23 protein-coding genes and 1 other RNA gene are annotated in these 22,308 nt (G+C 67.8%); 18 read left to right on the top strand and 6 right to left on the bottom strand.

Annotated elements, in window-relative coordinates; translation table 11 throughout:
* Positions 1–106: 106 nt before the first annotated feature.
* The 4 genes from ACWEWT_RS20620 to ssrA all read left to right on the top strand — a co-directional run bounded on the left by ACWEWT_RS20620 (position 107) and on the right by ssrA (position 1,571).
* Positions 107–304, top strand: coding sequence for a hypothetical protein (locus tag ACWEWT_RS20620; RefSeq protein WP_452561104.1), 198 nt, complete (start codon positions 107–109; stop codon positions 302–304).
* A gap of 56 nt (positions 305–360) precedes the next feature.
* Positions 361–594 (top strand): hypothetical protein, encoded by a 234-nt coding sequence (locus tag ACWEWT_RS20615; protein WP_452561102.1) that lies wholly within the window; start codon positions 361–363, stop codon positions 592–594.
* Positions 595–643: 49 nt separating this feature from the next.
* Positions 644–1,117, top strand: coding sequence for an SsrA-binding protein SmpB (gene smpB, locus ACWEWT_RS20610; RefSeq protein ID WP_452561101.1), 474 nt, complete (start codon positions 644–646; stop codon positions 1,115–1,117).
* 85 nt (positions 1,118–1,202) lie between these two features.
* Positions 1,203–1,571, top strand: a transfer-messenger RNA (tmRNA) gene (ssrA, locus tag ACWEWT_RS20605).
* Positions 1,572–1,718: 147 nt separating this feature from the next.
* Here the strand turns inward: ssrA and ACWEWT_RS20600 are convergent.
* Positions 1,719–2,924 (bottom strand): MFS transporter, encoded by a 1,206-nt coding sequence (locus tag ACWEWT_RS20600; RefSeq protein ID WP_452561100.1) that lies wholly within the window; start codon positions 2,922–2,924, stop codon positions 1,719–1,721.
* 108 nt (positions 2,925–3,032) lie between these two features.
* Between ACWEWT_RS20600 and ACWEWT_RS20595 the strand changes: the two genes are divergently transcribed.
* From ACWEWT_RS20595 to ACWEWT_RS20580, 4 genes are all read left to right on the top strand, one after another.
* Complete coding sequence (locus ACWEWT_RS20595; RefSeq protein ID WP_452561099.1) at positions 3,033–3,407, top strand: ArsR/SmtB family transcription factor; 375 nt, start codon at positions 3,033–3,035, stop codon at positions 3,405–3,407.
* Between the two features lie 122 nt (positions 3,408–3,529).
* Positions 3,530–4,432 carry a metal-dependent hydrolase gene (locus tag ACWEWT_RS20590; protein WP_452561097.1) on the top strand — a complete coding sequence of 301 codons (903 nt, stop codon included), beginning with the start codon at positions 3,530–3,532 and terminating at the stop codon, positions 4,430–4,432.
* Entirely contained in the window at positions 4,429–5,547 is a 1,119-nt protein-coding gene (locus ACWEWT_RS20585) for a PDR/VanB family oxidoreductase (protein WP_452561096.1), read from the top strand. The genes ACWEWT_RS20590 and ACWEWT_RS20585 overlap by 4 nt, the downstream gene beginning before the upstream one ends.
* 20 nt (positions 5,548–5,567) lie before the next feature.
* The gene (locus ACWEWT_RS20580; protein ID WP_452561094.1) at positions 5,568–6,566 is read left to right on the top strand and encodes an alpha/beta fold hydrolase; all 999 of its coding nucleotides are present in this window, start codon (positions 5,568–5,570) and stop codon (positions 6,564–6,566) included.
* 42 nt (positions 6,567–6,608) lie between these two features.
* Here the strand turns inward: ACWEWT_RS20580 and ACWEWT_RS20575 are convergent, their stop codons facing one another.
* From ACWEWT_RS20575 to recQ, 3 genes are all read right to left on the bottom strand, one after another.
* The gene (locus tag ACWEWT_RS20575; protein ID WP_452561093.1) at positions 6,609–7,598 is read right to left on the bottom strand and encodes a helix-turn-helix transcriptional regulator; all 990 of its coding nucleotides are present in this window, start codon (positions 7,596–7,598) and stop codon (positions 6,609–6,611) included.
* Between the two features lie 96 nt (positions 7,599–7,694).
* Positions 7,695–8,531, bottom strand: a complete 837-nt coding sequence (locus tag ACWEWT_RS20570) for a hypothetical protein (RefSeq protein ID WP_452561091.1) — start codon at positions 8,529–8,531, stop codon at positions 7,695–7,697.
* Between the two features lie 386 nt (positions 8,532–8,917).
* The gene (gene recQ, locus ACWEWT_RS20565) at positions 8,918–10,786 is read right to left on the bottom strand and encodes a DNA helicase RecQ (protein WP_452561089.1); all 1,869 of its coding nucleotides are present in this window, start codon (positions 10,784–10,786) and stop codon (positions 8,918–8,920) included.
* A 174-nt stretch (positions 10,787–10,960) separates the two neighbouring features.
* Between recQ and ACWEWT_RS20560 the strand changes: the two genes are divergently transcribed.
* A complete protein-coding gene (locus ACWEWT_RS20560; RefSeq protein WP_452561087.1) occupies positions 10,961–11,935 on the top strand; it encodes an SMP-30/gluconolactonase/LRE family protein in 975 nt (324 codons plus the stop codon).
* 144 nt (positions 11,936–12,079) lie between these two features.
* A complete protein-coding gene (locus tag ACWEWT_RS20555) occupies positions 12,080–12,631 on the top strand; it encodes a DinB family protein (RefSeq protein ID WP_452561086.1) in 552 nt (183 codons plus the stop codon).
* Positions 12,632–12,719: 88 nt separating this feature from the next.
* Here the strand turns inward: ACWEWT_RS20555 and hisN are convergent, their stop codons facing one another.
* Positions 12,720–13,505: a histidinol-phosphatase gene (gene hisN, locus ACWEWT_RS20550; protein WP_452561085.1), complete on the bottom strand. Its 786-nt coding sequence runs from the start codon at positions 13,503–13,505 to the stop codon at positions 12,720–12,722.
* Between the two features lie 72 nt (positions 13,506–13,577).
* Positions 13,578–14,168 carry an NADPH-dependent FMN reductase gene (locus ACWEWT_RS20545; RefSeq protein ID WP_452561083.1) on the bottom strand — a complete coding sequence of 197 codons (591 nt, stop codon included), beginning with the start codon at positions 14,166–14,168 and terminating at the stop codon, positions 13,578–13,580.
* A gap of 142 nt (positions 14,169–14,310) precedes the next feature.
* Between ACWEWT_RS20545 and ACWEWT_RS20540 the strand changes: the two genes are divergently transcribed.
* From ACWEWT_RS20540 to ACWEWT_RS20505, 8 genes are all read left to right on the top strand, one after another.
* Positions 14,311–15,165 carry a helix-turn-helix domain-containing protein gene (locus ACWEWT_RS20540; protein WP_452561082.1) on the top strand — a complete coding sequence of 285 codons (855 nt, stop codon included), beginning with the start codon at positions 14,311–14,313 and terminating at the stop codon, positions 15,163–15,165.
* 98 nt (positions 15,166–15,263) lie between these two features.
* Positions 15,264–16,385 (top strand): peptide chain release factor 2, encoded by a 1,122-nt coding sequence (gene prfB / locus ACWEWT_RS20535; protein WP_452561080.1) that lies wholly within the window; start codon positions 15,264–15,266, stop codon positions 16,383–16,385.
* 64 nt (positions 16,386–16,449) lie between these two features.
* Positions 16,450–17,334 (top strand): mechanosensitive ion channel family protein, encoded by an 885-nt coding sequence (locus ACWEWT_RS20530; RefSeq protein WP_452561079.1) that lies wholly within the window; start codon positions 16,450–16,452, stop codon positions 17,332–17,334.
* Complete coding sequence (locus ACWEWT_RS20525; protein ID WP_452561078.1) at positions 17,321–17,485, top strand: hypothetical protein; 165 nt, start codon at positions 17,321–17,323, stop codon at positions 17,483–17,485. Before ACWEWT_RS20530 ends, ACWEWT_RS20525 begins: the two co-directional genes overlap by 14 nt.
* A 56-nt stretch (positions 17,486–17,541) precedes the next feature.
* A complete protein-coding gene (gene ftsE, locus ACWEWT_RS20520; protein ID WP_452561076.1) occupies positions 17,542–18,231 on the top strand; it encodes a cell division ATP-binding protein FtsE in 690 nt (229 codons plus the stop codon).
* Entirely contained in the window at positions 18,231–19,136 is a 906-nt protein-coding gene (gene ftsX / locus ACWEWT_RS20515; RefSeq protein WP_452561075.1) for a permease-like cell division protein FtsX, read from the top strand. The genes ftsE and ftsX overlap by 1 nt, the downstream gene beginning before the upstream one ends.
* A gap of 238 nt (positions 19,137–19,374) precedes the next feature.
* Positions 19,375–20,784: an acyl-CoA dehydrogenase family protein gene (locus tag ACWEWT_RS20510; protein ID WP_452561073.1), complete on the top strand. Its 1,410-nt coding sequence runs from the start codon at positions 19,375–19,377 to the stop codon at positions 20,782–20,784.
* Between the two features lie 219 nt (positions 20,785–21,003).
* On the top strand, positions 21,004–22,227 hold the full coding sequence (locus ACWEWT_RS20505; RefSeq protein WP_452561072.1) for an acyl-CoA dehydrogenase family protein: 1,224 nt from the start codon (positions 21,004–21,006) through the stop codon (positions 22,225–22,227).
* Positions 22,228–22,308: the final 81 nt, after the last annotated feature.

Genomic DNA, 22,308 nt, shown 5'->3' with positions numbered 1-22,308 from the left:
TCGCCACCGCATACCTCATACGGCAGACCTGCGGGTCGATTACCACATTTCCGGAGATTACGGCAGTAACGGTTTCATAACCCACGGTGCCGGGTACTCCGAAGACATGACAGCACTGCGTAACCGACCTGCCCGGATCGCCGGTATGGAATGGGGCACCGCGCTGCTGGCTCTCGCCACGTGCCTCATCTTCAGCACCGGAATCGCCGCCATCACCCAATCTTTCGCCACCGCACTGATCGCCACCGCGAGCATTCTCGTCGGCCTGGGCATCGTGCTGCGAATCCTGAGAACCCCTCGCTGACACCGCATTCGCGCGCCCCGTCCGCGAATATCTGCCCGCACGGCTAGTCTGCGAGCATGGTATCCGGGGACGGGTCCGATGACCCCATCGGCGGAGACGGGGGCGATCGCACCGGGGAACCCGCCGACGGCCCACCGCGGGCCCGGAGCACGGATCCGGCTGTCGAGAACAGCTGGCTCGATCGCCGGCCCCGTCCGACCGGTACCGGCAGGCCACGCCTGTCCACGGTACTGCTGGTCATCGCCTTCGCCGCGGTCTTCGTCCTCTATCTGATCCTGCAACCCGGCTGACCGGTAACCGGGAATAATCGGGTTGCCGCGGCCGCTTAAGGTTGTCGTTATGAAGGAGAAGGGGCGCAAGGTCATCGCGACCAACCGCCGGGCACGGCACAACTACACGATCCTGGACATCTACGAGGCCGGGATCGCGTTGGTCGGTACCGAGGTCAAGAGTCTGCGTGAGGGCAAGGCCTCGCTGGTGGACGCCTTCGCGACCGTGGACAACGGCGAGGTGTGGCTACGCGGCCTGCACATCCCCGAGTTCAGCCACGGCACCTGGACCAACCACGCACCGCGCCGGACCCGCAAACTGCTGTTGCACAAACGGGAGATCGAACGCCTCGTCGGCAAATCCAGGGAGGGCAACCAGACCCTGGTACCGCTGTCGATGTATTTCTCCGACGGCAAGGTGAAGGTGGAACTCGCCCTCGCCAAAGGTAAGCAGGACTACGACAAACGGCAGGATCTGGCCCGGCGCACCGCCGAACGCGAGGTCACCCGTGAGATCGGCCGCCGCATCAAGGGCATGCGCTGAGTCGATCCGGCGGGCCGGAAAACGGGAATGAACCGGGACCGGCCAGGTGTTAACATGACTAGCCCGGCAAGGTGCCGGGACGTACGGGGCTGAACGGTTTCGACTGCGTACGTAGATTCAGGGGAAGCGTGTCGGTGCAGGCAGGAGACCACCGTAAGCGTCGCTGCAACCAATTAAGCGCCGATTCCAATCAGCGCGAGTACGCTCTCGCTGCCTAAGCGATAGCGTCTCTGTCGGCCCGAGGTTCGCCCTCGGCTTCGGTGCCGGCATCAGCTAGAGGGCTCACCGTGCGATTCGGTCGCGGAGTAGTACGGGACATCCAACAGCGACTGGGATCGTCATCCCGGCTTGTTCGCGAGACCGGGAGATCCGAGTAGAGGCATAGCGAACTGCACACGGAGAAGCCTTGATGAAGCGGCGGAGGACCCGGGTTCGATTCCCGGCAGCTCCACTGGAAGCCCGCAGGTCACAGACCTGCGGGCTTTTCTTTCGGCACACCGGGTCGAAGTCGGGAACACTACGCATCCCTCCTGCCTGCGGGTCGCCGAAGGTACCGGCACATACCGCGTGGGGCCCGGCCCGACGGGAACCTCGCTCTCGGTTATCGGCGTCCGGTGACGACCAGCGCCCCACCGGCCAGCGCCACCGTCGCGGCCACAGCCGCGAAAACCGTGACACCAGTGGCGAAACCGAGGCGGTCGCTGAGAAGGCCGAGTCCCAGAATCAGCAGCCCGGCGAAAGCGTAGGCGCCGATATTGAGCGCCGCGTTGGCTTCGGCCAGGCGCGCGGCGGGGATATCGGAGTTGAGCAGGGCCAAGCCGCCGAGCATCCCCGGACCGTAGGCCGTCCCGGCCAGGATTGCCGCGACGGTCATACCCGGCACCGAGGAAGTATCGACCGCAACCACCAGGGCCGCGACACAGACGATCGTGCTCAGCACCGAGATCAGCAGCAGGCGGGGCACCGGGAGGCCGCGCAGTGCGAACTGGCCGCCGGTGGCTACGGCGAAGGTCAGGCAGGCCAGGATTCCCGGGACGATGCGGTTCGTCGTCCCGAGCAGCTCCGACAGCAGCGACGGCGCCAGCGACAGCATGAATGCGGTGGTCGTCAGCGCGGACCCGGCCACCGTGACCGCCACGAGCAGCCGGCGACGGCTCGCGCGCGGCACCCGGGGCACGCGGATCCAGGCGTCGCCGTGGCGGCCGGCCGGGCGCGGGATCGGCACCGCGACGACGATTGCGAGTGCCACCAGCAGGAACACGGTCTCCAGCAGGAAGACGGTGACGGTCGGACCGGGCAGGGTTTCGGAGAGGAGCCCGCCCAGCAACGGGCCGAGTCCGGTACCGGCCGCGATCCCGACGGCGCCCGCCAGCGCCGCGGATCGGGCCCGCGCCGGCCCCGCTGTATCGGTCACCGCGGCCACGCCCGCCGAGACCATCGCACCGCTGGCCATACCGGTCAGCGTGCGCGCGACGAAAAGCGCGACGGTGCCCGGCGCGGCGGCGAAGATCAATCCGGCGGCGATCGCCAGCACCAGGGCGAGCACCAGTACGGCTTTACGGCCCAGACGGTCGGAGGTGACCCCGGAAACCAGGAGGGCCAGGGCCATACCGGCCATATAGCAGCAGAAGACAGCGGTGAGGGTGCTCTTACCGAAACCGAATTCCGCCTGCCAGAGCACATACAGCGGGGTGGCCGCGTTGGCGAGGACGAATACCGCGGCGATCGGCCAGGCGGCCGACCAGATGCGCAGATTCGCGAGGCGATCGCCCGGCGCGCGGGCATCGAGTACGGCAGTTGCGGCCACAGTGCACCCCTGACTCAAGTACGACTTTTCTCGAACAAGTACGAACAGAGTCGAACTGTAGCATCAAGTACGATAATCGTCGTACCGCATATCGAACCGAGGAGAACCGTGCCGGACACCACTTCCCGCCGGGGCGTCGCCGCCACCTCGGGCGAATTACTGCCCGAACCCACCCGCGCGGAACTGCGCCTGGAAACGGTGATGGCGGCACTGAGCGATCCACTGCGACTCAGCATCGTGCGCGCGTACTACCTCGACTCCGGCGGCGTACCGCAGGCCTGCGGTTGGTTCGAGATCGACCGGCCGAAGTCGACACGCACCCACCACTGGCGGGTACTACGCGAGTCGGGACTGATCCGGCAGTGGCAGCACGGCCTGGAACGCCGCAACGTGGTCCGGACCGAGGACCTGGACGCCCGGTTCCCGGGCTTGCTGGACCTGGTCGCGAACTGGACACCACCTCACCGGACTACCGCCGGGTAGCTTTTTCTGTAACCCATCTTTTCTGTAACTCATCGTTCCACTTATGTGTATGATCGCGGGTGCCGGTGCACTGCCGCCGCGATCACGTCGCGCGCGGTACTGGTGACGATCGAGGAGGATCGATGAGGCTGTTCGGCAGAGCCGCCCCCGAGCGGGCGACCGATCCGGGAGACGTCGCGTTGAACGCTCGCGACGTACGCTTCGACTGGGCCGATATCCCGCTGCACTGGATGGCCGCCGAACCCATCGCCTCCCATGTGATGAATTCGCTCAACCTGCTCCTGCCCGAGGGCGAACGCAGCTTCCTGACCACCTTCGGCGAGGCACTGTCGTTCGTCCGGGACGCCGAACTGCGCGAGGACATGCTCGGTTTCATCGGTCAGGAATCGATGCACGCCGAAACCCATGCCGGATCCCACGGCATGCTGCTCACCGCGAACGGTATCGATCCGCAGCCCTTCCTCCGGCACGCGGAATATCTCTTCCGCAAGACCATCGGCCCGCGGCAGGGCACCGGCACCCGGGCCGGCCGGCAGCAGCTGGTCGACCGGCTCGGGGTCATCGCCTCCCTCGAACACTTCTTCGCGTTCCTGGGCGACTGGGTGCTCAACAGCGAGCTGGAGAAGTTCGACGCCGATCCGCGCATGCTCGACCTCTACCGCTGGCACGGCGCCGAAGAAGTGGAACATCGCCATGTGGCCCACGATGTCGCCGAGTACTTCGGAGTGGGCTATTTCCGCCGGGGCGCGCTGATGCTCCTGGTTTTTCCGTCGTTCCTGGTGCTGCTGGTCCGTGGCACCAAATACCTGGTGCGCCAGGACTCGTCACTACCCGATCTGGGTTATCCGCGGCTGCTGCTGAGAATTTTCGGTGCGATGGGCCGGGGTGCCCTGCCCGGGATCCCCGCGCTGCTGATCAGCGCATTGTCGACATTGAAGCCGGGGTACAGCCCGGCTTCGGTCGGATCCACCGCGCAGGCCATCGCCTACCTGGCCCAGTCTCCGGCCGCCCGGGCGGCATCGTGACCGGCGCGGGCCCCGGGCCCGCGCCGGTACTCCCGCTCCCCGCCGATCTGTACGGCGGACAACACGGGGACCGGACGATGCGCCTGCTCGACGCGATGGTGAACGCCCGGATGCGCTGGACCGCGCTCACCAACCGGCGCGATATCGCACCCCGCGCGGACGATCGGCGAATCCGCGTCCGCGTCGTCGAACGTCGGATCCGGGCATACGACAACGAGGTGGTCGGTCTGCGGCTGGCCGCGGCGGACGGCCGGCGACTACCCGCCTGGCGGCCGGGCGCGCATCTGGATCTGGAACTGCCCTCGGGGCGGCTGCGTCAGTACTCGCTGTGCGGTGACCCGGCCGATACCCGGACCTATCGGATCGCCGTGCGCCGCATCCCCGACGGTGACGGCGGTTCGAACGAAGTCCACCGCGATATCTCGGTCGGTTCCGCGCTGGTGGTGCGGGGTCCGCGCAATGCGTTCCCCTTCGCTGTCCCGGGCCACGGATCACCCGCCACCCGGCTGCATTTCGTGGCCGGCGGGATCGGTATCACCCCGATCCTGCCCATGATGCGTTCGGCCGATTCCCTCGGCGTCGAGTGGACCATGCTGTACACCGGCCGCACCCGCGACACTCTTCCCTTCCTGAACGAAGTGGAAGGGTTCGGCGAACGGGTCACCGTCCGCACCGACGACCGGTACGGACTGCCGACCGGTGCCGAACTCGTGGCCGGCGTCCGCCGCGGTAGCGCCGTGTACTGCTGCGGACCGGCTCCGATGGTCGGCGCGGTCGCCGCCGCCGTGCGGGATATCCCCGGGGTCGAACTGCATTCCGAACGCTTCTCGGCACCACCGATCGTCGACGGTGTGCCCTTCGAGATCGAACTCGCCCGCAGCGGCGAAGTACTCACCGTGCCGGCCGACCGCTCCGCGCTGGATGTACTGCTCGCACAACGCCTGGACCAGCCGTACTCGTGCCGCCAGGGGTTCTGCCGCACCTGCAAGGTCCGCGTCCTGTCCGGCTCCCCCGACCACCGCGATTCCGTCCTGTCCCCCGCCGAGCGCGCCGACGGCGATCTGCTGGCGTGTGTATCGCGCTGTGCGGGTGGGCGTCTGGTACTCGATCTCTAGACAAGCACCGAGGAGTAAGCGTGACCGAATCAGACCACGAACCCATCGCGACCCGGCGCACGGTGCGCAGCGGCACCTTCGACCTCGCGGTCTACGAATACGGCGATCCGGCTGCCGAGACCGTACTGCTGGTGCACGGCTGGCCCGATACCAACCACCTCTGGCACGGGGTGGTCCCGCTACTGGCGCGCGATTTCCATGTGGTGGCCTATGACACTCGCGGGCACGGCGCCTCGACCCGGACCGGACGGGTCGCCGATTTCCGGCTCTCGGAACTGGCCACGGACTTCTTCGCCGTCGCCGACGCGGTCAGCCCCGACCGGCCGGTCCACGTCCTGGCGCACGACTGGGGTTCGGTGCAGGTCTGGGAGGCCGTCTGCGAACCGCGCGCGGTCGAGCGGATCGCCTCGTTCACCTCGGTCTCCGGCCCGAATCTCGACCATCTGGGCAAATGGGTGCGCGACCGGCTCGGCCGGCCCAGCCCGCGCAATATCTGGCAGCCGTTCACCCAGTTGCTGTCCTCGGCCTACACCGGGTTCTTCATGACCCCCGGCCTGCCGCGACTGGCTTTCGGACTGCTCGCCACCGAGCAACGCTGGCGGCGGGTCATCCAGATCATGAACGACACCGCGCCCTCGACGATCTTCTTCGCCCCGACGCTGAAACGGGATATGGTCGACGGCCTGCTGATCTACCGCGCGAATATCTTCGCGCATCTGCTCGAGCCGCGGGAGCGGACCACCGACGTACCGGTCCAGCTCATCGTGGCGGGTCGCGATATCGCGGTCCGGCCCGCAGGCTACGACGATACGTCCCGGTGGGTGTCACGATTGTGGCGCCGCGATGTCCCCGCCGGTCACTGGATGCCGTTCTCCCATCCCGAACTACTGGCCACCGCGACCACCGAGTTCGCGGCGGCGCTGCGAAAAGGAGAGGTCACCGCGGGTGTCACGGAGCGGATCGCGGGCGGGCCGCCGCCGCGTCGGTTACGGGCGGTGCGGCCCACCGGTACGGACTGAAACCCACTGGACGAGTGCCGGTCCGGGGTGGTCGGTGTCCGGTCACGACGCGGCCGGTGGCTCGGCCGGCTCCGGATGGGCACGGCGGAAACGCTCACCCCAGGCCCGGATGTGCTCGATCAGTTCGGGGGGTTCCAGGACCCGGAAGTCGGCGCCGAGCGAACCCAGCGACATCGTGGGCCAGTCCAGCGAATCGGTGGTCATCGCTACCCGGCAACTTCCGGTATCCAGCTCCTCGACATCGCCCCAGGGGCCGAGACGCTGCCGGACGGTCTCGGCCGGGGCGTAGACCAGCACTTCGATCCGGTGCAGATGCGGCATATTGTCCACCCCGGACCGCACGAATTCCGCCGCGTCGGCGGTGGGGAGTTCCCGGGGCCGGAAACGTGATCCGTCGCCGTCGGGGCCGGTGAGCCGGTCGATCCGGAAGCTGCGCCAATCGTGGCGGGTGAGGTCGAACGCCACCAGGTACCAGCGTCGCCCCAGGGATACCAGGCGATGCGGTTCGACATGCCGATCGGTGCGGCGGCCGTCGGCGGCGGTGTAGCCGAAGCACAACCGTTCACTGTCGCGGCAGGCCAGCGCGACGGCGGTGAGCGTCGCCGGGTCGGGGCCCACACCGGCCCTACTTCCGCCCCAGTCCCCGGGTACCGTCATGGCCCGGATCGCCTCCACCCGTTTACGTAGCCGGGGCGGCATCACCTGCACCACCTTCGCCAGCGCGCGCACCGAGGACTCCGCCACGCCCTCGACCATGCCCTGCATCGCGAACTGGAGTCCGACCACGAGCGCCACGGCTTCGTCGTCGTCGACCATCAGCGGCGGCAGCGCCGCCCCGGCGGCCAGCTGATAACCGCCGTCGACACCACGCTGGGCTTCGACCGGATAGCCCAGTTCCCGGAGCCGGTCGATATCGCGGCGCAGGGTCCGCGGCGATACCTTCAGCCGTTCGGCCAGCTCGTTACCGGGCCAGTATCGGTGGGTCTGCAGCAGCGACAGCAGGCGCAGCGTCCGCGTGCTCGTATTGGCCATATTGTCGATTGTTCTCCGATTGCGGTCGGATAGTGACCGCTTAACCGGATTTCCGATGGACCGGCCACCCGGCCATCCGGCCACCCGGCCATCGGCCTAGCCGGAGCCGAGCGCGCGCAGGGATACACCGGCGATGGAATCGGCGAAGATCGACCCGTCCTCGTGCTTGCGGCCGTAGACCACGATCGGAGCGCCCTCGGCGATGGCTTCGATCGTGCTGGCGACCAATACATAGACCTTGGTGTGCTCGTCGGTGTGCACGACGATCTCGGAATGGTTGATCTCGCTCTTGATCGTGAGTGTGCTGCCGTCGTTGGTGAGGACTTTGCCCCACGCGAAACCGGTGCCGATATCGGGTGATTCGGCCGGCGCCGGAACTGCGGTCTCGCGGGGCGTCATCGTCGATACCGCGGTGGCGGCGGTCGGCGCCGCGGCATAGTCCGGACCGCTCGTCCGACCGAGGTAGAAAAAGCCCACCGCGAGCAGCACGACGACCCCGATGCACAGGCCGAGCAGTGCGTGGCCGTTGGTCGGAAGCAGTTCCAGGGCTTCGGCTTCCGGCACCGACCAGGTGGTATCGGCCGGGCCGCCGATTCCGGCGGACTGTCCGGCGTAGTCGTCTCGACGCGCGTGTTCCGTGGGCGCTACGGGTGGCGGTGCGGAGTGCGCGACCCGCGATACCGGGGCGACCCGCGACGGCACGGTATCGGCTTCGGCTTCGGCGAAGGCGTATTCCGCGAGCCGGGATCCGTGCGGAGCCGCCTCCGCACCGGCGCGGTGGCGGTGCTCCGGACCGGGCAGCGCGGCCCGAACGGCCTGCTCCTGCCCCCCGGAGGTGGCCTGCTGATCAACACGATCGGTATCACGGTCGGCCCGCCCTCGGGGATCACCCGCTACCGGCCGGTCGGCAGCGGGCCGCGGCCCGTTCGACACGGTGACTTCCTCGCCACCCGCTCCCTGCCCGCGGGTCGGCGAACAGTCGGATGGATCGTCCTCGTCGGGCGCGGACGCCCCCGAGCGTGTATCGCCGGCCACGGGCTGCTGTGCGGCAGAGCCGAGGAGACGGGGCGGTTCGAGCGATCCGGCGACCCCCGGACGGTCCTCGGACCGGCGATCTGACGCGGCGCGAACGACGCGTGGGTCCGAGCCGCCGATCCGATCGGCGGACAAGCCTGCGCGGTGGCGTGACCGCGACCACGGAGTGTGCTTGTTGGACATACTGCCAGGTTAGGCCCTCTGTTCAGCCCCCTATCGTCACTGGCGGGAGGAATCATCGGATGAAAGCGGTTCCGCAGCACTGACTTCCACCCGCAAGCCCTCTATCCGGCCGCCAGTACCTCCAGAACCTGTTCTCCGTAACGCGCCAGCTTGTTCTCACCCACACCGTTCACCGTCCCCAGTGCGCCGAGATCGGCGGGCTTACGCGCGGCGATATCGCGCAGGGTGGCGTCGTGGAATACCACATAGGCGGGAACACCCTGCTCCTTGGCGGTATCGGCGCGCCACTGCCGCAACTTCTCGAACAGACCGGTATCGGCGGCATCGAGATCGGCGGGCGCCGATCTACCGGATTTCGCGCTGCGGGCCGCCCGTGAGGGCGTGGGTCGTTCGGGTTCGCGGCGCAATCGGACCGTGCGCCCGTCGAAGAGCACCGCCTCGCTGGCCTCGGTCAGGGCGAGAACTCCGTAGTCACCGTGTACCGCGAGCAGGCCCTGGGCCAGTAGCTGGCGGACCACTCCGCGCCATTGGGTATCACGCAGATCGGTGCCGACGCCGAAAACACTGAGTTCGTGGTGGTCGTACTGCTGCACCTTCTGATTCTGCTTACCGAGCAGGATATCGATGAGGTGGCCGGCTCCGAAGCTCTGGCCCCGCTCCCGTTTCAGGCGCAGCACGGCCGAGAGCAGTTTCTGCGCGGCGACGGTACCGTCCCAGGATTCGGGTGGGTTCAGGCAGGTGTCACAGTTCCCGCACGGCTGCGGTGACTGACCGAAATAGGCCAGCAGCTGGGCCCGCCGGCAGTCGACCGTCTCGCAGAGGGCGAGCATCGCGTCGAGGTGCAGCTGTAGCTGACGGCGGTGCGTGGCATCACCCTCCGAGGTTTCGATGAGTTTGCGCTGTTGCACCACGTCCTGCAGGCCGTAGACCATCCAGGCGGTCGAGGGCTGTCCGTCCCGGCCGGCGCGGCCGGTCTCCTGGTAGTAGCCCTCGACCGATTTGGGCAGATCGAGATGGGCGACGAAACGGACATCGGGTTTATCGATGCCCATACCGAACGCGATGGTCGCGACAACCACCAGACCGTCCTCCCGCAGGAAACGGGCCTGGTTCTCGGCACGGGTCCGATGGTCCAGGCCGGCATGGTAGGGGACCGCCCGGATACCGTTCTCGGTGAGGAACGCGGCGGTTTTCTCCACCGAGTTGCGGGACAGGCAGTAGACGATTCCGGCATCCCCGGGATGCTCGGCACGCAGGAAATCCAGGAGCTGACGATCGGGCCGGTTCTTCGGCTCGATACGGTACTGGATATTGGGCCGGTCGAAACTGGCCACGAACCGCCGCGCCTCCCCCAGATCCAGCCGGGTGATGATCTCGTCGCGGGTCTTCTCGGTCGCGGTGGCGGTGAGCGCGATCCGGGGCACCCGGGGCCAGCGTTCGTGCAGCATGGACAGCGCGAGATAGTCCGGCCGGAAATCGTGGCCCCACTGCGATACACAGTGCGCCTCGTCGATCGCGAACAACGCGATATCGCCCCGGTCGAGCAGCTGTGCGGTGGATTCCATCCGCAGCCGTTCGGGCGCGAGGTACAGCAGATCCAGTTCACCGGCCACGAACTGCGCCTCCACCGCACGCCGTTCGTCCGGGAACTGGGTGGAGTTGAGGAAGCCGGCTCGCACTCCGAGCGCGCTGAGCGCGTCCACCTGATCCTGCATGAGCGCGATCAGCGGGGAGACCACCACCCCGGTCCCGGCACGGACCAGGGCGGGAATCTGGTAGCACAGCGATTTGCCGCCGCCGGTGGGCATCAGTACCAGCGCGTCCCCGCCGCCGATCACCTGGTCGACGATGGCGCGCTGTTCGCCCCGGAAACTGTCGTAACCGAACACCCGACTCAGAATCCGCTGCGCCGCATCGGATTCGGCACCTGACTCGACAGGGGGCACGGTGAGAGGTTCGGGGCGTTCCACGCGGCCCATCCTACGAGCACCGCCGGACAGCCCGAGGGGTGTCCGGCGGTGGGCATCGAGATCGCGGGCACCGTGCGCACATGTGGATGAACCGGCACCGCGTCCACCCGCCGCGACCGACCACGGCGGCGCGATCCGAGGCGGTACCGATGCGGATCACTTAGGTTGTCCGGTATGGCATCCAGGAAACCGGCACGAGCTCGATGGGCATTGCTCGCCGCCGCCGCGACGGCGCTGACCTGTGCGGGAACGGTGCCCGCGCAGGCACAGGGCTTTCCGGCGATGTGCGCGGACGGCTGGGAGTCGACCACGATCGTCGAGGGGGCCGGCAATCTGGAGAACCTGGATTCCGACGGGGCCGGCGGGTTCTATGTCACCGGTATCGTCGACGGCTATCTCGCTCATGTCGCCCCCGACGGAACGCTCGAGAAGCTGGTGACCGGGCTGGAGCATCCGGCCGGGGTACGGGTGGCCGGCCGCTCGGTGTACTTCCTGACCGGTGACGGGCTGACCGACCCGCCGGGAACACTGCAACGCTACGACCTCGACACCGGCACGGTGACCGTGCTCCGGACCGGGCTGCGCGGCCCGAACGGCCTGCTCCTGCTCCCCGACGGTGACCTGCTGATCAGCACGATCGGCGTCCTGGGCGGCCCGCCCACGGGCATCGCCCGGTACCGGCCGTCGACCGGGGAGTTCACCGAATCGTGGTCGCCGCTGCCGCTCACCAACGGCCTGGCCCTGGCCCCCGACGGCGAATCGATCTACACCGGCAACCTGACCATGCGTATCTTCCGGATCCCGTTGAACGCACCCGCCGATGCCCGAGTCGTCGCCGGTCCGCCGGACCTGCTCGCTGTCCCGGACGATATGGAGGCAACCCGGGACGGGGATCTGTACGTCGCCGATCACGGAGTGGGCGCGGTCTACCGGGTCGATCCCGCGACCGGATCCGGGTGCGCTGTCGTCACCGGTCTGATCAAACGTCCGGATCCGATCCGGATGCCGCCCGACGGCGCCACCTCGGTGCGGATCGCCCGGGACGGGGAGTCCTGGGCCCTGTTCGTGACCGGTATGGACGGGGCGCTGCGGCGCCTGCGCCCACCGCCCGGTATCGACCTCACACCGGCCGACGCCACCAGGAGGTGAGGCAGCGGCCGGCACGACCGCCTGTTCGCGGGGATTTTCGGCTGCCCGCCAATTGAGGACAGAAAGTGGCCGCTAGGGGTCATAACGTGAGTCTCGAACGCGGACGCGAACCGAGAACCACACCCCTGACGGAAGGCGAAGATCATGAGCGAAACCTCCACCCTCCACGAGACCGGCACCACCGCGACCCCCTCCGGCGAACGGGCCGATCTGCTCGCGGAACTGCGCGCGGCGCGCTTCTTCCTGCGCTTCACCACCCGCGATCTCACCGACGAACAGGCGGCCGCGCGGCCGGTACCCAGCGAACTCTGCCTGGGTGGCCTGATCAAGCATGTGACCGGCGCCGAACGCTCCTGGGTGGAGTTCGTCCTGCACGGCACCGCGTCCTCGAAGGACTTCGACGATATGACCGCGGAGGATTTCGCGGCACGGGAGAACGAGTTCCGGATGCTGCCCGGCGAAACGCTCGCGGGGGTACTCGACGCCTACGCGGATGTGGCGCGCCAGACCGACGAGATCGTGGCCACGCTGCCCGACCTGAACGTCGCCTGGCCGCTGCCCAAGGCACCCTGGTTCCAGGAGACCCACTGGTCGGCGCGCCGGGTACTGCTGCACATCATCGCCGAGACCACGCAGCACGCCGGGCACGCGGACATCATCCGCGAAGCGCTCGACGGCGCGAAGACCATGGGCTGACCGATTCACCCTTCTCGGTGGCGCCGGTACCGACCGTCACTGCCGGGCACACCTTCGCGACCGGCGGGCCGGTCGGCCGCCGCCCGGCCTACCCGCCGAGGTGGGTCAGCACCGGCCGGTGCAGCAGACCGTTGGACGCCACCGCGTCGCCGCCGTGCGGCCCGGCCCGCCCGTCGAGCGACGTGAAGGTGCCGCCGGCCTCACGGACCAGGATGTCCAGCGCGGCCAGATCCCACAGCGAGACCTCCGGTTCGGCCGCGATATCCACCGCGCCCTCGGCGACCAGGCAGTAGCTGAAGAAATCGCCGTAACCGCGGACCCGCCAGACCTCGTCGGTGAGGCCGACGAACTTCTCGCGCAGACCGCGATCGCGCCAGCCGGACAGACTGGAGAACGCGAGACTGGCCGACCCGAGATCGGATACCGCGCTGACCGTGATCGGCTGCGGCGCCCCGGGATGGAAACTCGACCACGCGCCCTGGCCCGCCGCGGCCCACCAGCGGCGGGCCAGGGCGGGCGCGCTCACCACACCGACCACGGGTACGCCGTCCTCCAGCAAGGCGATGAGCGTGGCCCACACCGGAACGCCGCGTACGAAATTCTTGGTGCCGTCGATCGGGTCCACCACCCACTGCCGGCCGGTGAATTCGGCGGTTCCACCGAATTCCTCGCCGAGCACCGCGTCCGCGGGACGGCCGTGCCGCAGGATCCGGCGGATGGCCTCCTCCACGGCGAGGTCGGCATCCGATACCGGAGTGAGATCCGGTTTCGCGTCGACTTTCAGATCCAGGGCACCGAACCGTTCCCGGGTGATCGCGTCCGCCTCGTCGGCCAGGCGCAACGCGAGTTCGAGATCAGAGGAGTGAGCAGCCACACCCGAACACTATCGAGTCGGTTCCGCCGCGACCGCGCGCCGTGCCGTCGCACTGTCGCGGCCGGCGCTCGTTCAGGCCGCTACCGCGCGGGCCGCCACCAGCGCCTCGGACCACCAGTGCAGCCGGTCCAGCATCACCCGCGCCGCGGCCGCCGGCTCGTCGGGCGCGAGCAACTGCCCGTCCTCCCCGAACAACAGGTAGTAGCGCGGGAACGCGACGTACTCGCGCACGGTGTGGGCGTCGAGTTCGTTGAACACCTGACGCAACTGTTCGATGGCCAGGAGTCCGCCGCTGGCCCCGCTGTAGCCGACGAAGGCGATCGCCTTGCCCTGCCACTGGGTGAAGTGCCAGTCGATGACCGCCTTCAGGGATGCCGGGAAACTGCGGTTGTAGTCCGGGGTCACGATGACGAACGCGTCGGCGGCCGCGAGCCGTTCGGTCAGGTCGAGCATTCCCGCCGGGCGCTGCGGGTTCGGTTCCAGTGCCGGGGAGACGGCGGGTAGTTCCAGTGGGATCTCGGCCTCGGCCAGATCGATCACATCGATCTCGAACCGATCGTGGCGGGCGGCCTCGGCGGTGATCCACGAGGCGACGACCGGCCCGAAACGACCTTCGCGGACGCTTCCGATGATCACCGCGAGACGCAGTGGCGTACTGGACATGCTGTGTTCCTTCGGTCGGGGCGGCCCCACGGCCGCCGGTTCCCCTCGAATCTGCCGGGCCGCGTGGCCGGTTGGGAGACCGCGTCGAGAGTGGTAGTGGCACGGCCACCCTGCGGCGGTATCGCGTCGGTACCGTTGGGCTGTGAGCGAGAACGAGATGGGCCTGTTCCTGCGCAGCAGACGCGACGCGGTGACCCCGGCTCAGGTGGGTCTGCCCACCGGCGCGCGCCGGCGCGCGCCCGGGCTGCGGCGGTCGGAACTCGCTACGCTCGCGGGGGTCAGCGTCGAATACATCACCCGGCTCGAACAGGGTCGTGACCGTAACCCCTCACCCCAGGTCCTCGCCGCGCTGTGTGACGCGCTCGCACTGACCTCGGCCGAACGTGTCCACCTGTACCGGCTGACCAAGGCCGATTCCGGCTTCAACTGTATGGGCCGGGCCCGGCCGGGCCGCGAGATCCGGCCGACTGTCCGGGCCCTGCTCGAACAGCTGGAACCGGCGGCGGCGGTCCTGGTCAACCGGCTCACCGAGGTACTCGCCTGCACCGCCGGCTACCGGCGGCTGATGGAGCCGACCGGTGCGCTGGACGAGGAACACTGGTCCAACCTGGCCCATTTCACCTTCACCGATCCGCGTGCCCGCGAGGTCTACCCGGATTGGGACCATCTGGCCGATCAGATGGTGGCCACTCTGAAACAGGGCCCCTTCCGCGCCGACCCGGAGATCGCGGCGCTGGCCGACCAGCTCACCATCACCGCGGGCGCGGCGTTCACCGATCGGGTCGCCACCGTGCCCAATCTGCCCGCCGCCACCGGAGTCACCCGGATGGCACATCCCGCGGCCGGGCCTCTCCGGCTGGCGTACGAGACCCTGGGCCTGTCCGACGACGACGATCAGCAACTGATCGTCCATCTCGCCGCCGACCCGGCCACGGCCGCGGCGCTGGACCGGCTCACCGGCCACCGGCCCGGCAACCTGCGCGCCGTCCCGGGCTGAACAGCGGCCGCTACCGACCACTACCGGCCCGCGCGGTTTCACCACTACCGGCCCGCGCGGTTTCACCGCGATGGACCCTCCTAGTAGCCTTGAACACCGTGCATCCAGACGTGACCGCCGACCTCGCCGAACTCGACGCGACTCTCAAGACCGTCGAATCGGTCCTCGATATCGAGGAGCTGCGCCGTCGCATAGACGAGCTGGAGCACCAGGCCGCCGATCCCGAGCTCTGGAACGACCAGGATCACGCCCAGCGGGTCACCAGCGAGCTGTCGCATGCCCAAGGTGAACTGCGCCGGGTCGAGGAGTTACGGCAGCGGCTCGAGGATCTCCCGGTGCTCTACGAGCTGGCCGAGGAAGAAGAGGGCGCCGCGCAGACCAGCGCACTGGCCGACGCCGATGCCGAACGCGCCGCACTGCACACCGATGTGGAAGCCCTCGAGGTCCGCACCCTGCTGTCGGGTGAATACGACAAACGTGACGCGCTGGTCAATATCCGGTCCGGCGCGGGCGGGGTGGACGCGGCCGACTGGGCCGAGATGCTGATGCGTATGTACATCCGCTGGGCCGACCGGCACAAGTACGGAGTCGAGGTCTACGACACCTCCTACGCCGAAGAGGCCGGTATCAAGAGCGCGACCTTCGCGGTCAAGACCCCGTACGCCTACGGCACGCTCTCGGTGGAAATGGGCACGCACCGGCTGGTGCGGATCAGCCCGTTCGACAACCAGGGCCGCCGCCAGACCTCGTTCGCCGAGGTCGAGGTGTTGCCGGTGGTGGAGACCACCGACCATATCGAGGTACCGGAAACCGATATCCGCGTCGATGTGTACCGGTCCTCGGGCCCCGGCGGCCAGAGCGTCAACACCACGGACTCGGCGGTGCGGATCACCCATATCCCCACCGGGATCGTGGTCACCTGTCAGAACGAGAAATCCCAGCTGCAGAACAAGGTTTCGGCCATGCGGGTGCTGCAGGCCAAACTGCTGGAACGTAAACGGCAGGAGGAGCGCGCCCAGATGGACGCGCTCAAGACCAATGAAGGCGCGTCCTGGGGTAACCAGATGCGGTCCTACGTCCTGCACCCGTATCAGATGGTCAAGGATCTGCGCACGAACTACGAAGTGAACAATCCCTCCGCGGTACTCGACGGCGATATCGACGGCTTCATCGAATCCGGGATCCGCTGGCGGATGAGTACAGTTCTGCAGGAGGGCTAGCGGACCCCGGCTCCCGGGCGGCGCCGCGAGTTCGTTCGGTGTGCATGCGAGAGCAGGTGGTCTGATGCATTCGGAGGGGGCCGAGGCCCTGGCGGTGTCCTTGGCGGCGCCGGCGTTGTCCTCGGATATCACCTCGTGGCTGCGATCGTCCGGCCTGGAGATCGTGCTGCTGGTACTCGGGGCGATGTTGTTCGCCCGTTTCGCCACCTATGCCCGCGACCGGGTGACACAGAAGATCGATTCCGGTTTCCGCGGCGGGGACGCGCTGGTCCGCTCCGAGGAGGCCAAGCATCGGCACGCGTTGGCCCAGGTGCTCACCTGGGTAGTGCTGACCGTCGCGTATGTGCTGGTCGCGATGGAGGTGTTGCAGCGGCTGGGATTCTCGATGTCGGGTCTGGTGGCGCCCGCCGCGGTACTGGGTGCCGCGCTGGGTTTCGGTGCCCAGCGCATCGTGCAGGACATCCTGGCCGGTTTCTTCCTCATCACCGAGCGGCAGTACGGGTTCGGTGATGTGGTGCGGATCGCGGTGGCCGGTATCCAGAATCCGGCCGAGGGCACCGTCGAGGATGTGACGCTGCGGGTCACCACATTGCGTAATCCGGACGGCGAGGTGATCACCGTCCCGAACGGCCAGATCGTGAAAGTCACCAACCTGTCCAAGGATTGGGCCCGCGCCGCGATCGATGTGCCGGTCGCGGCGAGTGCCGATATCCTCCGGATCAACGAAGTGCTGCACGAGGTGGGCGGTCAGGCCTACCAGGATCCCCGCCTCGAACCGCTGTTGCTCGACGAGCCGACGGTGATGGGTGTGGAGGATCTGACCGTGGACCAGATGAACATCCGGATGGTCGCCCGGACGCTGCCGGGTAAACAGTTCGAGGTCAGTCGCGAACTGCGGGTGCGTGTGGCCGCGGCCATGCGCCGGGAGGGTCTCAATGCGCGCCCGTAGATCGACGCTGGTCCTGGCCTGCGGCTGGGTGGCGACCTTCGTCCTGTACCTGTTCGTCAAACCCGATCAGATCACGCCGCCGAAACCGGAGCCCGCACCCGCCGTACCGGCCGTGCACCAGGTCCCCGTCCAGGTGATTCCGGTCCGCTAGCAGCTGATACCCGGCCCCCGGGCCGATTCGTTATCGAATGGTTACACTGACTCCTCGTGATCACCCTGCGCAACGTCAGCAAGTCGTATCCGACCGCTACGCGACCAGCGCTGGAAAACGTCACCGTCCACATCGACAAGGGTGAGTTCGTCTTCCTCATCGGTCCGTCCGGCTCGGGCAAATCGACCTTCATGCGGTTGCTGCTCAAAGAAGAGACACCGACCGAGGGCGAGATCTCGGTCGCGGATTTCCGGGTCGACCGGCTGCCGGGGCGGCGGGTGCCGCGATTGCGGCAGCGGATCGGATGCGTTTTCCAGGATTTCCGGCTGCTGCAGCAGCGAACCGTCGCCCAGAACGTGGCGTTCGCCCTGGAGGTGATCGGGAAACGCCGGCAGTTCATCGACCGGACGGTGCCCGAGGTACTCGAACTGGTCGGCCTGGGCGGTAAGGCGGATCGGCTGCCGACCGAACTGTCCGGTGGCGAACAGCAGCGGGTCGCGATCGCCCGGGCCTTCGTCAACCGGCCGCTGGTCCTGCTGGCCGACGAGCCCACCGGCAACCTCGACCCCGAGACGAGTTACGAGATCATGCTGCTGCTCGAGCACATCAACCGGATGGGCACCACCGTGCTCATGGCCACCCACGATCCGCTGATCGTGGACGGGATGCGCCGGCGCGTGGTGGAGCTCTACGAAGGTCATCTGGTCCGTGACCAGGCCATGGGCGGTTACGAGGTGGGCCGGTAATGCGCGCGGGATTCCTGTTCGGCGAGGTCTCCGAAGGCCTGCGCCGCAACGTCACCATGACCATCGCGATGATCCTGACCACCGCGGTCTCGCTGACCATGCTCGGCGGCGGTCTGCTGGCGGTACGCATCGCGGACAAGACCGAGCAGTACTTCCTGGACCGGCTCGAGGTGCGGCTGTACCTCACCGAAGAGGTCTCGGCGACCGATCCCGACTGCGTGAACGATCCGTGCCGCCCGCTCATGGCCGATCTCCAGGCTGTCGACGGCGTGGAGAACGTGCAGTATCTCAACCGGGACGCGGCGGTCCGCGAAGCGAAGGAGAAAACCTTCAAGGACCAGCCGGAACTCGCGGAGTACGTGAGCGAGACCCCGCTGCCGGCCTCGCTACGGGTCAAGATGAGCGACGCCTCGCTGTATCCGACGATCTACGAGCAGTTCTACGGTCAGCCCGGGGTCGGTATGGTCCGCAACGACAAGGACATCGTGGACCGGCTGGTGAGCCTGTTCGACGGCCTGCGCAACGCGGCGTTCGGGATGGCACTGCTGCAGGCGGTGGCGGCGCTGCTGTTGATCGCGAACATGGTGCAGATCGCGGCGTTCACCCGGCGTACGGAGGTGAGCATCATGCGCCTGGTGGGCGCCACCCGCTGGTACACCCAGTTACCGTTCCTGTTGGAAGCGGTGGCCGCCTCGCTGGCGGGTGGTCTGCTGGCGACCGCGGGCCTGTTCGTGGCCCGGCCGCTGGTGATCGATCGGGCTCTCGGCGACCTGTTCGCCAGCAATGTCTTCCCCCAGATCACCTTCGACGACATCTTCACCACCGCGCTGATGGTGATGCCGGTCGGCGTGCTGTTCGCCGGCCTCACCGCCTACGCGACCCTGCGCTGGTACGTGCGCGAATAAGCGGGCCGGACCCGCGGCTCCGGGCGACGACTCCCATCCGCGGTAACTCCGGCGACCGAGACCGCCCGCCCCGTATTCCGGGGCGGGCGGTCTCGGTCTCATCACCTGCGAATTCCACGCGCGCGTCCGCTCACCAGGACGGGAGGAGCACTCGACGCCGTTCTTACTCCGCAGTAAGATAGCCTTACTCCGCAGTAAGATACCCGGGGTTCGACCCTCACCCCCGCGCGAGAAACAGGTGATGATGAGCATTCGAGACAGCGCTACCGAGCGGCGGTCGCCCAACGGCGCACGCCAGGAGAACGGGGTGGGCCTGCACCAACCCAAACGGGACTGGATGGGCGCCGCCATGCGGGTCATGTCGACCATCACCGGTTCGGAGCTGGCCGAGAAGTACAACCTGCGCAAGCCCATCGACCGGGTCACCTACCAGAGCACCAAAACGGGGTTCCGCACGCTCGGCGCGGCCACCCGGGCCTTCAACAAGGTCGCGGGCGGCGGGGCGCCCAAACGTCTCCCGGACAACGAGTCCAAGACCAAGGACTACTTCGACCTCACCCCCACCGACGAACAGCAGATGATCGTCGAAACGGTGCGTGAGTTCGCGGCCGAGATCCTGCGCCCGGCCGCGCACGACGCCGACGAGGCCGCCGCCGCGCCGAAGGACCTACTGGGCCGGGCCGCGGAACTGGGCATCACCCTGATCAACGTGCCCGAAGAACTCGAAGGCGCGGCCACCGAACGCGGCGCGGTCACCAACACGATGGTGGCCGAAGCGCTCGCGCACGGTGATATGGGACTGGCCCTACCCCTGCTCGCACCGAGCGGTGTCGCGGTCGCGCTGTCGCAGTGGGGCACCGATGCCCAGCAGCAGACCTATCTACCCGCCTTCACCGGGGAGAACGTGCCGCAGGCCGCCGTGGTCATCAGCGAACCCCGCGCCCTGTTCGACCCGTTCAGCCTGCAGACCAAGGCGGTGCGCTCCCCCAGCGGCTACCGGCTGACCGGGGTGAAGAGCCTGGTCCCCGCGGCCGCCGACGCCGAGATCTTCGTCGTGGGCGCCGAACTCGACGGCCGCCCGGCGCTGTTCGTGGTCGAATCCGACGCCAAGGGCCTCTCGGTGGAAGCCGATCCGAGCATGGGCCTGCGCGCGGCCGGTCTGGGCCGGTTGGTACTGGACAATGTGGCCGTCGCCGCGGACGCGATCCTCGGCGAGGGCGATGCCGAACAGCACGCCGCCGACTACCGCGACGCGGTTCAGCTGGCCCGCCTCGGCTGGGCTTCGCTGGCCACCGGCACCGGACAGGCCGTACTCGACTACGTGATCCCCTACGTCAACGAGCGCGAGGCCTTCGGCGAACCGATCAGCCACCGCCAGGCTGTCGCGTTCATGGTCGCCGATATCGCGATCGAACTCGACGGTCTGCGCCTGGTGACCCTGCGCGGCGCCGCCCGCGCCGAACAGGGCCTGACCTTCGCGCGCGAGGCGGCACTGGCCAAGAAACTGGCGGCGGACAAGGGTATGCGCTTCGGGTTGGACGGGGTCCAGTTGCTCGGCGGCCACGGCTTCACGAAGGAACACCCGGTCGAACGCTGGTACCGCGATCTGAGGGGTATCGCGATCGCCGAAGGCGTGGTGCTCGTGTAATTGGCGGCGCCTCCGGCGCCGCGGGTTCGGGCCCTATTAACCCCGGTTCTTCACTCCGCCGCTCAGTCGCTGCGCTCCTTCACTCTGTCGCTCCAGAACCGGGGCGGGCCCGAACCGGAGCAGCTGGCCCGCAGACGAGCCGAATACCCGCCGACTCCGAACACGCTGGGCGGATCAACCGCCCTCGACAACTACCCGGTCCCTTGCCAGGAGATTCCTATGATCAATCTCGAACTTCCCAAGAAGCTGCGGGCCAGCGCCAATCAGGCGCACCAGGTCGCCTCGCAGATCTTCCGTCCCATCTCGCGCAAATACGATCTCGGCGAGCACGAGTACCCGGTGGAGCTCGACACCATGGCCGCCATGGTCGACGGGCTCAGCGATTCCGGTACGCAGAAGATCAGCGGCGCCAGCGGCGGCCGTTCCGACGACGCCGAACCCAGGGCCACCGATGTGGTCGCCAATGCCAACGGCGGCAATATGTCCGCGCTGCTCAACGCCCTGGAAACCTCCTGGGGCGATGTCGGGCTGATGCTGTCCATCCCCTACCAGGGCCTGGGCAATGCCGCCATCGCCGCGGTGGCCACCGACGACCAGCTGGAACGGTTCGGCAAGGTGTGGGCCTCGATGGCGATCACCGAGCCCAGCTTCGGATCCGATTCGGCCGCGGTCACCACCACCGCCGTCCTCGACGGCGACGAATGGGTGCTCAACGGCGAGAAGATCTTCGTCACCGCGGGTCAGCGCTCCACCCATATCGTGGTGTGGGCTTCGGTGGACCGCAGCCTCGGCCGCGCCGCCATCAAATCGTTCGTCGTCCCGCGCGATGCCCCCGGTCTCTCGGTGGCCCGGCTCGAGCACAAGCTCGGTATCAAGGCCTCCGATACCGCGGTGCTGCTGCTGCAGGACTGCCGGATCCCGAAGGACAATATCCTCGGTAGCCCGGAAGTGAACGTGGAGAAGGGTTTCGCCGGGGTCATGCAGACCTTCGACAACACCCGCCCCATGGTCGCGGCCATGGCGATCGGTGTCACCCGCGCCGCGCTCGAGGAACTGCGCACCATCCTCACCGACGCGGGTATCGAGATCTCCTACGACACCCCGGCCAACAACCAGCACGCGGCGGCGGCGGAATTCCTGCGGATGGAAGCCGACTACGAATCGGCCTATCTGCTGGCGCTGCGGGCCGCCTGGATGGCCGACAACAAGAAACCGAATTCGCTCGAGGCGTCCATGTCCAAGGCGAAGGCGGGCCGCACCGGCACCGATGTGACGCTCAAATCCGTCGAGCTCGCCGGTGCCGTCGGGTACTCGCAGCGGCTGCTGTTGGAGAAGTGGGGTCGCGATTCCAAGATTCTCGACATCTTCGAGGGCACCCAGCAGATCCAGCAGCTCATCGTCGCCCGCCGGGTCCTGGGCAAGAGCAGCGCCGAACTGAAGTAAGCAGCTCGGGCGCGAGAAACCGGTGTGGTCCGCTGGGGGGATCACACCGGTTTCTGCTGCGCCTTTCGCCCGTGTCGGGTC

It is taken from the genome of Nocardia sp. NPDC003963 (genome assembly GCF_053605105.1).
Note: the sequence above shows the minus strand (reverse complement) of the source record. Positions and strands in the feature narration are given on the sequence as shown.

Bases quoted from the DNA above. Each gene is read 5' to 3' on its own strand.
- ACWEWT_RS20545 (WP_452561083.1), bottom strand. From the start codon at position 14,168: ATGTCCAGTACGCCACTGCGTCTCGCGGTGATCATCGGAAGCGTCCGC.
- ACWEWT_RS20575 (WP_452561093.1), bottom strand. From the start codon at position 7,598: ATGGCCAATACGAGCACGCGGACGCTGCGCCTGCTGTCGCTGCTGCAG.
- ACWEWT_RS20530 (WP_452561079.1), top strand. From the start codon at position 16,450: ATGCATTCGGAGGGGGCCGAGGCCCTGGCGGTGTCCTTGGCGGCGCCG.
- ACWEWT_RS20525 (WP_452561078.1), top strand. From the start codon at position 17,321: ATGCGCGCCCGTAGATCGACGCTGGTCCTGGCCTGCGGCTGGGTGGCG.
- ftsX (WP_452561075.1), top strand. From the start codon at position 18,231: ATGCGCGCGGGATTCCTGTTCGGCGAGGTCTCCGAAGGCCTGCGCCGC.
- ACWEWT_RS20505 (WP_452561072.1), top strand. From the start codon at position 21,004: ATGATCAATCTCGAACTTCCCAAGAAGCTGCGGGCCAGCGCCAATCAG.
- ACWEWT_RS20615 (WP_452561102.1), top strand. From the start codon at position 361: ATGGTATCCGGGGACGGGTCCGATGACCCCATCGGCGGAGACGGGGGC.
- ACWEWT_RS20560 (WP_452561087.1), top strand. From the start codon at position 10,961: ATGGCATCCAGGAAACCGGCACGAGCTCGATGGGCATTGCTCGCCGCC.
- ACWEWT_RS20555 (WP_452561086.1), top strand. From the start codon at position 12,080: ATGAGCGAAACCTCCACCCTCCACGAGACCGGCACCACCGCGACCCCC.
- ACWEWT_RS20590 (WP_452561097.1), top strand. From the start codon at position 3,530: ATGAGGCTGTTCGGCAGAGCCGCCCCCGAGCGGGCGACCGATCCGGGA.
- smpB (WP_452561101.1), top strand. From the start codon at position 644: ATGAAGGAGAAGGGGCGCAAGGTCATCGCGACCAACCGCCGGGCACGG.
- ACWEWT_RS20620 (WP_452561104.1), top strand. From the start codon at position 107: ATGACAGCACTGCGTAACCGACCTGCCCGGATCGCCGGTATGGAATGG.